At 39.1% G+C, this 14,514-nt stretch carries 5 protein-coding genes; all 5 read left to right on the forward strand.

What is annotated here, in order from left to right:
* The first annotated feature begins 598 nt into the window (after nt 1-598).
* On the forward strand, nt 599-1,138 hold the full coding sequence (locus JZO85_RS12975) for a helix-turn-helix domain-containing protein (RefSeq protein WP_207108960.1): 540 nt from the start codon (nt 599-601) through the stop codon (nt 1,136-1,138).
* A 53-nt stretch (nt 1,139-1,191) separates the two neighbouring features.
* Nucleotides 1,192-1,533, forward strand: coding sequence for an ATP-binding cassette domain-containing protein (locus JZO85_RS12980; protein ID WP_347401798.1), 342 nt, complete (start codon nt 1,192-1,194; stop codon nt 1,531-1,533).
* Between the two features lie 203 nt (nt 1,534-1,736).
* Nucleotides 1,737-2,849 (forward strand): tyrosine-type recombinase/integrase, encoded by a 1,113-nt coding sequence (locus JZO85_RS12985; RefSeq protein ID WP_207108961.1) that lies wholly within the window; start codon nt 1,737-1,739, stop codon nt 2,847-2,849.
* 713 nt (nt 2,850-3,562) lie between these two features.
* A complete protein-coding gene (locus tag JZO85_RS12990; RefSeq protein WP_207108963.1) occupies nt 3,563-4,309 on the forward strand; it encodes a winged helix-turn-helix domain-containing protein in 747 nt (248 codons plus the stop codon).
* A gap of 192 nt (nt 4,310-4,501) precedes the next feature.
* On the forward strand, nt 4,502-14,410 hold the full coding sequence (locus JZO85_RS12995; protein ID WP_207108965.1) for an InlB B-repeat-containing protein: 9,909 nt from the start codon (nt 4,502-4,504) through the stop codon (nt 14,408-14,410).
* Nucleotides 14,411-14,514: the final 104 nt, after the last annotated feature.

Genomic DNA, 14,514 nt, shown 5'->3' on the forward strand with positions numbered 1-14,514 from the left:
GATAAAATCAATCTTTTGGACATTTTTCGTTTGGTCTTTCCCTCTTTAAAATGAATACATGAAGCTGCACCTCTTTCAGGTTCCCTGAGGATTCCTATAGCAATCAAGTAGCACGGGACTTAGCATTTTTTTATATAAACCAGAACAGAAGTGAAGAATCAGAGAAGTGTATCAATATGCTGTTTAAAAGCGCTGATGAGGGGGGATGGAGTATCGTTCAGTTGCATTATATCGCATTGGAATAAAAGAGATTTAAAATATTGGATCACGACAGAATGAGATTTGAATGCAACACAAACAAAACGGATTGCATCTCCTTTGTTGTTGTACTCTAATAATTGGACATTTGACGAAATATTAAAGACAAATATCGCAATCTTCTAACGCAGAGAAACAAATTTCCTCCTTTTTGGATATCTTATCAAAAAGGCGATTAAACAGGGTTTGCAAGAATGATTTGCGCTAATTTTTCTGTTTGCAAACATTATTTTCTAGAAATAAGTCTGTGAATCAAATAAAATTGTGATGAACCAATGAATGACTAATTATTTCTATAAGTTGATTAAGCACAACCAATTTATGCGAAGGTGGATTTTTTATGGAATTGGGAAAGATTATTAAAAAAAGCAGAAATGACATGAACAAGACACAACAGGAGGTGGCGGAAAAACTAAACATATCAAGACAAACTCTCTCAAATTGGGAAATAGGCAAAAATTATCCTGATGTTTTTATGTTGGTAAGATTGGCAGATTTCTATTCGTTGTCTCTGGATTCAATGCTGAGAGGGGATGTAAATCTCATGAAGAAAATTGAGAATGATTCAAAACAATTGGCTTTTTTTAAAGAATTGCCATTCTATATCCTAATATATATGTTTGTAATTGTTTTTTCATTTGTTTTACTTTTCATAATTAGAGGAAGTGACGAGATTTTATCATTAGTATTACCGTGGCAGATTCTTTTATGTATGAGCAGTTTTTCTATGGTGATAGTTTTTCTTAACAGGAACAGTCATCTTTTTAAGCAAAAGGCAGTTAGAATTTCGTTTATACTCCTACTCATCGTTGCGCTGCTTTGTCTATCATTACTTTTATTATTTATATTAGCTTTTACTAACACGATAATCATTAACTAGATAATAGTAAAAAGGTTAAAGCGCGATTCGGAAGCTTTGCTATTCTTGTTCAAATTGGAAGTTGGTCTATTGGACAATGGCAAAAAGTTGCACTTGCCAGAGCATTTTTAAAAGAATCAGATATTATTGTGCTTGATGAACCAAATTCTTCTTTAGACCCAATATCGGAACTAGAGCTTTCTAAATACTATTTTGACTCAGTAAAAGAAAAGATCGGTATTATTGTTGCACATAAATGTAGTCTTTTTAGTAAAATTGTTGTTTTATCAGATGGGGATATTGCTGAAGAAAGTAGTTCGCAGATTAATAGAATAAAATCAATGGATAGATCACCACGTCGTTATTTAATGGCTGGTGGTCTTTTTCTTGTTTTAAATAAAAATAAGGGATTTTAGAAATAATCAAAAAAATATATATGGATTTCAATGTGGTTACACTTTCGTTAAAAAGTATATGATATTCGAGTTAATATTTCAACAATAAATTAGAATATACAGAACGTGATCACGTATAAATAATCTAGATATTCGGTGAAAATAACATTTTCAGCGAAGCCGTCACCTGAACCGTCAATTAGGAATGAAAGAGTGGTTATTTTATGGACAAACGATCTGGTAGAGAAAATATCTATTTTAGAAAGGATGGGCGTTGGGAAGGCCGCTATGCGTTAGGGAGAAGGAATGATGGCAGACTTAAATATGGCTACGTCTATGGTAAAAGCTACCAAGAAGTGCAGACAAAGCTGCGGCCACTAAAACAGTCAGCACAAAACAGGTTTCAATTATATGGAAGGAGCCTGATGCTGTACGAGGAGTGGATTAAAAAATGGAAGATCGTTGTTCAAGGCACAGTCAAAACATCAACCTTTTCAGATTACTGTTATAAATTGAATCGGTATCTGTTGCCCAATTTAGGGGAACTTCCTTTATACCAAATTACTTCTGAAAGAATACAGGGAGTGATTGACGAACAACTCACAGAAACACTATCGCCTAATAGTATTCATATCATTGTCCGTTTACTAAGCAAGACGCTAAAAATGGCTCAAGCAGAAGGAATGCTTGATAAGAATCCCTGCGAAAAAGTAACACTTCCCAAAAGACTGCCGCAAAAAATTCATGCACTGAACGTTGAACAGCAACGCTCTTTAGTCGAGGCTGTGAGCTCGTACCCAGATGAAAAAGGGCAATCGGCTATCCTTGCCCTCAACACAGGTCTGCGCATTGGCGAAATCGCTGCATTGACATGGGAAAATATCGACTTTGACAAGGACATTATTCACGTAGATCAAACCTGTCACCGAGTAACCTTGGAAGAAGAAAGGAAGACCTGCTTGCATTACGATACAGTGAAAAGCTACGCCTCACAGCGCATGATACCAATGAATCGCGCTGTTAAAAAACTTTTAAAAAACCTGAAATTAAAGAGCAAAAGCCAATTTGTTTTCTCGGTCGGAACCAAAGGCTGCGAGCCGCGAGTATTGACTTATCACTTCCATCGAGTTCGTCAACTAGCCAACTTAGAGCAGATTCATTTCCATCAATTACGCCACACCTTCGCGACTCGTTGTCTGGAGGCGAAGATCGGTATTGCCTCTGTGAGTGCGCTATTAGGCCATTCCTCAACCAAAATGACGCTGGATGTCTATTCGGATTCTATGCTTGAGGAACGTATTCACGCCGTCTTCGCCATTGAGCAAGTCACTGTTTAGAAAAGACGTTTAAAAAAATGATAGAGGTCGTTGCTAGGTGAATCATTCTTGTTTTACGAGAGTAAGCGCTATCAATTTAAGCTGAAGGATTTTTAAAATCTAGACCTACTTGATCTTCTCATTATTGAGCATTCGTTGAGACGAATTTTTGAATATTGTTATTTAAAGGATAGTCCATTTATTTTTTCGACCGTCAGTTATCGCCGTCAGAGGTTCTGATCCTTTTAATAAAAACGTTTATGACCATTCCCTTATTTTTATTTAAAACAAGAAATTCACCAGAAACGTAAAAAATAATAGCTGTCATGTGATTTTAACATGAGGAACAATTATTTTCGAGGAATGGGGGTTGGAGGAAGAGAAAGAAGGTTCGTTTACTTCTATCTCTTTTAAAGGTATCTCAATTAATGGATCAACAAAAAGATACTTAAAAACGTTAATGCGTATATTTTCGAATATTCCTCATTAAAAATACTATAAAAATAAGAACTTCAAAAATCTTCAAAAAACTATCCACTTAGAAGATTGAATGAGAGATGTTTTTATTAATATAATTAAGAAAATAATCTTTTGTGAGGTGTGCAGATGGAAAGATAAAGTTCTGTATTGCAAAAATGACAAAGAATAATCACCTACATTTTATTTATTTTGCTTTTTTTAAATAGATAAGACATTAGGGCTGAAAATTTGAGGAGAAGGCTGGGGGGAAACAAATGCGACCAATATTGATTTTAACTAAGAATCTTTTGATAGAACAAGAGCTGCAGCAGCAACTGCAACATCTAAACTACGAAGTTTTATGCTCGGTGGAAATGTTAAATCAAATAAAAATGAGTATTCAAGAAATGAATATAACAGATGAGAATCAACGAAATTTTCAAAAAAATCTATTAATTAATTATCAAGCTATCATTTTAAGCGAAACCATTTCCGACAATGAGATTCAGGAGCTGGTACCGAATATCCAATTGAACAAACAAATTCTTCTACGAAAACTAGTTGAAGAACCATCGAAAAAGGAAAAAGAGCGGTTAAACGACTTAGGTATCATAGATTGGCTTCTAATTGATCATTCGATAAACAGCTTGCGGGAGCAATTATCTGAAAAATTAGCTATTTATCAAAATGAAGAATCAAATATTATTTTTTTATATCAAGAAGCAGGGTTAACTAGTGATGTTGTTCAGTTGAAACGCAGTTTATCAAAACGAGAAAAAGCAACCTTAGAATGCTTGTTCAAGGCTAAAGGGAAGGTTGTTTCAAGAGAGGATCTCTGTACGTATGTTTGGAATGAAACACCAAGTAATTCGCGTTTGTCTCAAACCTCGATGCTTATAAAGAAAATAAAGAAGAAAATGGGGAAATTTGGTTTCAATGAGGAAGCTATTCAAACCGTGTGGGGTGAGGGCTATCTTCTATCAGATGAGGTTACGGAAAATGGGCTGCAAATCAGCTTGTAATTATTACGGAAAAGTAATCTTCTGATTAAATAAAAAGCGTTATTTGTATCTGATTTTTATTTTTTTAAACTAAATAAGTTAAAAAGATAAATTAAAAGTTGCTATTAAACATAATTTTAGATTATAATAAAATGAAAATATTTTAATTATTTTGTATTAATGTTTTTTTAGCAACAGGGAGGAAAAGATTTCATGAAAAAAAAGAATTTGATTAGCTTAGTTTGTGTCGCAGTTCTTAGCCAGTATGGTTTGGCACCTGTGACGGCCTTAGCGAATGAAAATGAGAATACAGTGACTGGAACAATGAACAGTGAGGACTTAAAGACCAATACAATTTTGGATGACCTGCCATTGAACGCGGCAGAAAATGCAGAGGAGCCTGCAGCAGAATCTGAAAGTACTGCGAGCGAGACTGCTGAAGAAACAGCAGAGTCTACTACAGAAACCACTGAAGTAGAGGAGGCTAAAACACTTAATTGGGAATTCAAAGACCCAAAACAAGCCCTTACTGCAGGTGACGATTTCACTGTAAAAATAAAGGGAACACATTCGTTTGCTAAAATCGTATTACCAGAGGGTATCGAATATGATCTGGAGAAAAATACGGAAGAGCTTCGCCCACTTATCTCCTTCGATGAAGAAAAGCGGGAGTTGCAACTAACTAAGATTGATGAATATGAGGAAATCGAGCTGGTATTGACTGCCGAAAAAGCAGGAGACTATGAACTTCAAATGAGCGATGACGCTCAGGAAAAGATTGGCGATAAATTGGTTTTTGCTGTGGCTGAAAAAGCAGAAGAAACAGAAGAATCAAAAGAAGAAGAGCAGAAAGACGCAGATAAAAAAGAAGAAACACCAAGAGAAGAGCAGAAAAAGGAAAGTGAAACAAAAACAAAGATCGGACCACAAGCTGCTCAACATAGTAACGTTTCATTAAATGTAAATTCTACACCGGATGATAAGATTACTGACTCTTCAAAAATTATTAATTATATTGTGGACTTTAGTCACAGTTTATCTACAGATGTTTTAACAGATGGCAAGATCGTTATTACTCTTACAAATGGTGTGTTTGTCAAAGTGCCTACTAAGAGTTCAAATATGAAAACTTTAACCATGAGCTATGATAAAAAAACAATTACGATTGAATTAAATGATGATTGGAATTCTGGGAATGTTGATTCTGTTTCGTTATCGGTAAAATCAGCCGTTGGAATTTCGAAAGGTGACAATATTTCTTTAAATGCCGAATTTACTGGGAAATTTAAAAAAGAGACCGATTCATTTAGTAATGTAGCAAAGAAAGATATTCTATTTGATACAGAAGGAATAAAAGACGTTCAACCTGGGACTTCAGATTGGGCGATAACGGGCTGGAAAGATACAGAAGTTTATGCAGGAACAGACACAGAAATACTTGGTTACTTAAGAAAAGATAATGAAAGCACAAAAGAAGGATTTTCAAATCTAAAAATAAAAATTCATATTTCAGATGTAACTAAATTGAATTGGTTCTCTAAATTGTTCAAACAAATGGCATACCATGATATTCAAAATTCATTGCATGCAATCACCTTAGAAGACAATCAAATTCAAAAAATTGATGATCAGACCTATATATTTACATTAGGAAATATTAGCCCAGAAGAAGTAAATAATTTATTAACATTTATGAATGTTAATCTACCAGAAGATGCGCAACCAGGTGAATCAGTTAGTGTTAAAGCAGAATACTATAATGACGATACCCAAATCTTTGATGTCCCAGTTATGACCATAACTGTCAAAGAGGCGGAAACAAATTTCACTTTCCGTTATAGAAGAGATACCCAAGGAAAAGAACTCGCTCCAGGTCAAACCTTCAATACAGCGGTTACGATCATGGGTACTACAGGAAAACCAATTGATGACGTGGTTGTTGAGACAGAGGTGCCTGATGAAGTACAGCCCAATAAAGTAGTGAATGGAATTATGAGCAGTCTTCCTGCACTTAAAAAAGTGGAATACTTTGATGGTGTAAATTGGTTTGAAGCAACTAGTCAGGGAGATGATTTCCTTTTTCCACAGGATAAGACTATAACGAAAATACGATACTATTATATAGAAGTACCTTATCGTCCTGGAGCTCATCAACCATTCCGGACATTTTATACAGTTAAATCAACTAGTGGGGCGGGAGACACTTTTGAGTTGCCAAATTCTGTAACTTTTACAGATGCAAAAGGGGATGCTCGAACAATAGAATCAACTCCTAATACCTTGGATTATGTAGTAGTAGCTGATAAAAAAGAACAGGCAAATAAAATTGCTACATATAAGTACTTGCCTAAGGGAGATTTTGGAATCGTTAGTTCTGGAGATAAGTATACTAGAAGTTATCGGCTAGTATCGATCACAGGTGAAATAGATCAACCTTATATCTTTGTTAAGGTGCCTAAGGGAATTACTGTTGAGAACAAGTATAACTCTATTCAATATCCATACGACAATACGTATAAGTCTGACTATCCGCGGATCGGAACACCCGCATCACCTATTTCGAAAGCGAATAACGTAGGAACATTCCAAACAGAAGATGGGGATACGGTTTACTATTTTAAGGCAGATGATACCAAACTGTCTGCTGCAGATTATATTCAAATGTTGTTGGTTGAAAATCAGTACACAATTGGGTACATGATGTCAGGCAACTATGAAGTAGAAGTCGGAATGGGCTCACTGACTGAAGATTTTACTGAACCTGAATTGAATGATTTCACTGCTGAAACTCTTTCGACAGAGATGCAAACGAAACTAGGAGCCAGCGTTTCTAATTACTACTCGAATAAAAAAGTGTTAACTGTTGGACAAGGGGAACGTGTTAATACCACTGTAAATGTAAAAGGTAGTGAGGATGCTGATTGGAAAGATGCAACTAAGAATGAGGTAGGAACAGTTACTCCTGGGAAAAAAGTCTCATATAAAATTTCCATGAAAAATGACGGTGCAGAACGTTATTCCGATGTTGAATTAGTCAACATTCTACCACATATTGGGGACGCGTTAGTGAGTTCACCCGGCTCACCAAGAGGGTCAGAATTTCAGATTAATCCAGATTCAGGCGGAATCAAGGTTTATTTAAATGGTGTTGAAACAAATGATGTGACGTTACAATATTCATTGTCGAATGATCCAGTTCGTTTCGCTTCACCAAGTGGCGATCCTATCGGTAGTGGAGCGTGGGTATCATCAGTAAGTGATTTCTCGCAGGTTCGGGCCGTTCGAGTGAGTTTACCAAATGCGAGATTAAATCCAGGTGATGAACTAGTTCTTGAGTACAGCGGGGTCGTCGTACTGGATGCGAAAAGACCAGCCAATGATACGGAAACTTTTGTTGCGAAAAATAGCGTAGCCTATAAGTTTGAGACAGAAGCTGGGACTTTGCGAGTGAACGAACCAGCTGTTTCTTCCGTGAAAACAAGTATCGCTCAAAATGATGGACTGATCTCAGGAAATGTTTACATCGATTTAAATAGAGACGGGAATAAAACGGGTACAGAACCAGGTTTGAACCAAGTACAATTTGAGCTTTTCAAGAAGGAAGGCAGCGACTTTGTTACAACTGGATTAACAAGTGAATCCTCTTCCGACTCATCAAACAACAATGGGATCTTTGGTTTTAACGATTTGAAATATGGTACTTATAAAGTCAAAGTTACCTTGCCGTCAACTAAAGGGGCAGAATTCATCACTATCGGAACGGACAAAGTCGAGAAAATCGATGCAACAACTGCTTGGGTCATGAAGAATGGCAGTACCGAATTCACTATTAACGATGCGACGTCTCATGAGATTAAAGACTTAAGTGTTCCGCTTTATGTAAGTACGCCGTTGAATGGAACGATTAATTTTGTTAATAAAGACGGCAATGTAGTTGCTAGTGATTATGGTAAAGATTTCACAGTAGAACTTTACAAAGGAACCACGAGGATTGCTGGAACGACTGCTGGTGATCATGGAGCTTATGTATTTGAAAATCTTAGTATCGACAGTTCAGATGAATATAAAATAAAAGCCACTGCTCCGAGCGGTAAGAGCTTTGTTTTCACTACAGCAAATTCTACTGGTGAAATTACGATCGATATGGAGCCGGGGATCGGTACGAAAGATGCGACTGATTTGTATATTACAGATACAGACACACCGACTGCGAGCATCGCTATCGATAATGGACATGGATCAGGCAAGGATATTAACCCGGATTCAGTAACCTTGACGGCGGCAGATAAAACGACTTCTATCTCGACTGATTGGAAGATTACCAAAGGTGGGACAGTTGAATATTCTGGGACCTCTGCAAAAGGGACAATTTCTTTAGAAGATCAAATCGGCTATTTGATTGGAGATAAAAAAGCCGGAGATTATACGGTTGAGATGACTGTAACGGACTTTGCTGGAAATAAAACGACTGTAACCAAGAACTTCTCAATCAAATTTGCAACCGCATCGTACATGGTGGAAGCGACAGAGTATGCGAAAGAAGAAAATCTACTATTATATTCAGGAAAATTAACGAAGCCTAAAACTGATCCAACGAAGGCAGGCTATGTCTTTGATAAGTGGGTGAAGGACTCAGATAATACTGAATGGGACTTCTCGACAGGAACAATTTCTGAAGAAAATCTGGTCTTGAAAGCAACCTTCAAAGCTGCCAAACAAAAAGTCACATTTGATATTAACGGCGGGGATGCTTCAACACAACCAGATGATATCGAAAAGGATACAGCGACAACTGTAGATCTAAGTGGTGTGGCTGCCCCAACAAGAAAAGGCTATACCTTCAAACACTGGTATAAACAAGGGGATGTAGGTAAGGCGGACGTTGGAAATTCAATTACCATGCCGGCAGGTGGAGTAACGTTGGTCGCTGAATGGGAAGCGAACAGCTATAAAGTCACGTTTGACAAGAACGACGGAACGGGAACGATGGCTGATCAAGACTTCAAATATGATACAGCACAAAACTTAAGAACAAACGGCTTCGCGCGAGACGGCTACAGCTTCCAAGGCTGGGCAACAAGCAAAACTGGCGCAAAGAAATATGACAACAATGAAAGCGTCAAGAACCTTTCTGATAAAGATAAGGATACAGTTACCCTATATGCTGTCTGGAAAGCGAACGAACAAACGATCACATTTGATGTCAATGGCGGGGATGCGACGAGCAAGCCAGGAGATATTAAACAAGATACAGCGACAACTGTAGATCTAAGTGGTGTAGCTGCCCCAACAAGAAAAGGCTATACCTTCAAACACTGGTATAAACAAAGTGATGCAAGTAAGGCGGACGTTGGAAATTCAATTACGATGCCAGCAGGTGGAGTAACGTTAGTCGCAGAATGGGAAGCAAACAGCTATAAAGTGACGTTTGATAAGAATGACGGAACAGGAACGATGGCCGATCAAAGCTTCAAATACGATACGGCACAAAATCTGACTGCGAATAAATTTACCCGAGATGGCTATACTTTCCAAGGCTGGTCAACGAAGAAAACAGGCGCTTATATGTACTTGGATAATGCGTCAGTGAATAATCTGACTGCAGTTAAGGATGAAACGGTAACCTTATACGCAATTTGGAAAGCGGATAGTCAAATCGTTCAGTTTGATGTCAATGGCGGTGATATTTCAACGAAACCAGGGAATATCTCAGGCGACACTGATAGTACTGTTGATTTAAGTAAGGTCAAAGCACCGGCGAGAACCGGTTATACCTTCAAGCATTGGTATAAACAAGGGGATGCGTCAAAAGCAGATGTAGGAGCATCAATCACGATGCCGGCTAATGGGATGACTTTAGTAGCCGACTGGAAAGCGAACACTTACACGGTGAATTTCCATAAGAATACCGGTACTGGAACGATGACAGCCCAAGATTTCAAATACGATGAAACGAAGAAATTAACGAAGAACAGCTTTGTTAAGGACGGCTATACGTTTATCGGCTGGTCAACAACAAGCGACGGTACTTCAAGCTTTGTAGATGAAGCAAGTGTTTCGAATTTGACTGCAGATAATAACGGCAGTGTTGATCTATATGCCGTTTGGTCAGCAAGTGCTCAAGTGATTCAATTCGATGTGAACGGTGGCGATACATCAAGTAAACCGGATAATATTGATGGAAGTACGGATCAAATAATCGATTTGAGCGGTGTGAAGATCCCGACAAGAACCGGTTATACCTTCACGCATTGGTATAAGCAAGGCGATGTCGCTAAAGCAGATGTCGGTGCTTCAGTTACGATGCCAGCTAAAGGCATGACGTTAGTCGCTGAATGGGAAGCGAATGATTACAAGGTTGTTTTCAACAGCAACAGCGGTAAAGGATCAATGGCGGAACAAGACTTTAAATATGACACCGCACAAAATCTAACTGCTAATACTTTCACACGTGATGGTTACACTTTCCAAGGCTGGTCAACTAAACAATTGGGAACTGTCGCATACTCAGATGGCGTCTCAGTAACGAATCTGACGACTGTTAAAGACGAAGTCGTGACCTTATACGCGGTTTGGAAAGCGGATAAACAGACGATCCAGTTTGATGTGAATGGCGGTGATTTGACAAGTAAACCAGCAGATATTGAAGGAGATACTGACAGCACCGTTGATTTGAGTAAAGTCAAAGCACCTAAACGGACCGGCTACAGCTTTAAGCATTGGTACAAGCAAGGGGATGTAAGTAAAGCGGATGTTGGTGGATCAACCACAATGCCAGCGAATGGTTTGACCTTAGTAGCCGAATGGGAAGCGAACAGCTATACAGTAAACTTCCATAACAATACTGGCGAGGGAGCAATGACACCTCAAGTATTCAAGTATGACACAGCGCAGAAATTGACTAAAAACAGCTTTACGAAAGATGGTTATACCTTTGCTGGATGGTCAACGACTGCTGATGGAACGTCTAGTTATGTAGATGAAGCGAATGTGTCCAATTTGACTGCTGATAAGGATGGCACTTTTGATTTGTATGCGGTATGGACAGCAGCTGAACAAGTTATTCAGTTTGATGTCAACGGCGGCAATGCTTCATCGAAACCAGATAACATCTCAGGAGATACAGCAAGTACGATTGATCTAAGCAAAGTTAAAAAACCGACGAGAACCGGTTATACCTTTAAGCATTGGTATAAACAGGGAGACGCAGGTAAAGCAGATGTTGGCGACTCAATCACAATGCCGGCTGGTGGACTTATTTTGGTGGCCGAATGGGAAGCAAACAGCTATAAAGTGACGTTTGATAAGAATGACGGAACAGGAACAATGGCCGATCAAAGCTTCAAATACGATACGGCACAAAATCTGACTGCGAATAAATTCACGCGAGATGGCTATACTTTCCAAGGCTGGTCAACGAAGAAAACAGGCGCTTATATGTACTTGGATAATGCGTCAGTGAATAATCTGACTGCAGTTAAGGATGAAACGGTAACCTTATACGCAATTTGGAAAGCGGATAGTCAAATCGTTCAGTTTGATGTCAATGGCGGTGATATTTCAACGAAACCAGGGAATATCTCAGGCGATACTGATAGCACTGTTGATTTAAGTAAGGTCAAAGAACCGACGAGAACCGGTTATACCTTCAAGCATTGGTATAAACAAGGGGATGCGGCAAAAGCAGATGTAGGAGCATCAATCACGATGCCAGCTAATGGCGTGACTTTAGTAGCTGATTGGAAAGCGAACACTTACACAGTGAACTTCCATAAGAATACCGGTACTGGAACGATGACAGCCCAAGACTTCAAATACGATGAAACGAAGAAATTAACGAAGAACAGCTTTGTTAAGGACGGCTATACGTTTGTCGGCTGGTCAACAACAAGCGGCGGTACTTCAAGTTATGTCGATGAAGCAACTGTTTCGAATCTAACTGCAGATAATAACGGCAGCATTGATCTATATGCGGTTTGGTCAGCCAGTGCCCAAATCGTTCAATTCGATGTTAATGGAGGCGATGTATCGAGTAAACCAGGAAACATCACTGGTAATACAGATGATACGATTGATTTAAGTAGCGTGAAGAACCCTACGAGAACCGGCTATACCTTCAAACATTGGTACAAGAAAGGCGATACAGCTAAAGCAGATGTTGGTAAATCAGTAACGATGCCAGCTAAAGGAATGACGTTAGTCGCTGAATGGGAGGCCAATAATTATACGGTCAAATTCAATGCAAACGGCGGGACAGAAGCGATGGCCGATCAAGCATTTGTTTATGACAAAGCGCAAGCCTTGACAGAAAACAAATTCAAACGAGCAGGCTATAACTTTGCCGGCTGGTCAACAACCGCTAACGGAGCTGTGAATTATGCCGATAAAGCCAATGTCACTAATCTGACAGGGGACAAAGACGGTGAGGTTGAATTGTTCGCGGTATGGAACGCAACAGAGCAAACCATCGCATTCGATGTGAATGGCGGCGATGCTGCAACGAAACCAGCCGATATCAAGCAAAAGACAGATACGGATGTTGATTTAGCGAAAGTTACAGCGCCGACTCGTAAAGGGTATACCTTCACTCACTGGTATGTGCAGGGCGATGCAGCGAAAGCGCCAATGACCAGCACATTCAAGATGCCGGCTGGCGGTCTAGTACTAGTTGCCGAATGGCAAGCCAATGATTACACCGTAGCGTTTGATGCAAATGGCGGAACGGGTGCGATGAGTGATCAAAGCTTTACCTATGACGCGGAACAAAAACTGACTGCAAATGCATTTGATCGAACCAATTATGATTTTGTTGGCTGGTCAACGACTAAGACTGGTTCAGTGAAGTATGCCAACGAAGAGGCCATTAAGAATCTAACGGACGTGAAGGACGGCACTGAAACATTATACGCAGTGTGGAAGCTTCAAGAACGAGTGATCTCCTTTGATGTGAATGGCGGCGATTTGGCAACACAACCGAAGGATATTCAAACAGGTATTGGAGAAAATGTTGAGTTAGATAAAGTAACCGCGCCAACACGTGAAGGTTATACGTTTGATCATTGGTATGACAAAGAAGATGCAGCGAAAGCAGCTGTGTCAGGAACGATTCCAATGCCAGATAAAAACATGGTATTAGTCGCTGCCTGGAAAGCAAACCACTATAAGGTGGCATTCAAGGCGAATGGCGGAACGGGTACGATGAAGGATCAGGCGTTTGTCTATGACACACCTCAAGAACTGACTGCCAATGCTTTTGAACGTAAAAACTATGACTTTATCGGCTGGTCAACTGAAAAAGATGGTGTTGTTGCACACTATGACAAAGATTCAGTGGACAACTTAACAGCTAAAGATGGAGACACGGTCACTCTTTACGCAATTTGGGAGAAGAAAGCAGTTCTGCCAGTTATTAAGGCGAATAACATTGTTTTAACTACTGAACAAGTTGAAGAGTTTATGACTGCCAATGTTTTAGATAAGAAAATCGCGGAACTTTCAGATGCAAAAGTAATAGATGAAAATACCGACGATGTACTCGCTTCTTATGAAAATATTAGTGTTGATATCTCGGCAGTGAAAGGTAAGAAGGGTGTTTATAAAGCGGCACTTTCTTATGAAACAAAAGCACGGTCAACTGTAGAATCAAGAGAAATCGATGTAACCGTTATTGATCCGGCTCAAAAGATACAAACGATCAGCTTTGATGTCAATGGAGGGGATACGAAGACTCAACCAGCGGATATCACAGCACCGGTTGGAACAACAGTTAGTCTGAAGGACGTAAAAAATCCAACTAGATCAGGCTATACGTTCTCTGGCTGGTTCAACGGGGAAACAAAAGTTGGGGAGACAGTCGAAATGCCAGAAAATGGCATGAAACTAGTGGCTCATTGGTCACAAGACAATGGCAACTCTGGTACCAGCGCGGGCACTGGCGGAAGTAAAACAAGTATAAACGGATTATCTAGTACATCAACGACTTCAACTAGCGGAAAATCATTACCGAAAACTAATGATACGCCAACAGTTGGTATGACGATTGTTGGAGGGATGCTGGCACTTCTAGCCCTGTTCGGTTTCAAAAAGAAAAAAGACGAAGAGTCTGAATCAGAATCTAAGTAAAAAATAATTAGCATATACAGAATCACTGACTCGGCAAATTTAGTTGCTGAGTCGGGTGATTCTGTTGTGCTATCCACTAAATGAAGGATATTTATAATAGATGA

The organism is Candidatus Enterococcus murrayae (assembly GCF_017315985.1).
Lineage (GTDB): Bacteria > Bacillota > Bacilli > Lactobacillales > Enterococcaceae > Enterococcus_A > Enterococcus_A murrayae.

Coding starts and splice junctions, on each gene's coding strand:
- JZO85_RS12975 (WP_207108960.1), top strand. CDS start 599: ATGGAATTGGGAAAGATTATTAAAAAAAGCAGAAATGACATGAACAAG.
- JZO85_RS12985 (WP_207108961.1), top strand. CDS start 1,737: ATGGACAAACGATCTGGTAGAGAAAATATCTATTTTAGAAAGGATGGG.
- JZO85_RS12990 (WP_207108963.1), top strand. CDS start 3,563: ATGCGACCAATATTGATTTTAACTAAGAATCTTTTGATAGAACAAGAG.
- JZO85_RS12995 (WP_207108965.1), top strand. CDS start 4,502: ATGAAAAAAAAGAATTTGATTAGCTTAGTTTGTGTCGCAGTTCTTAGC.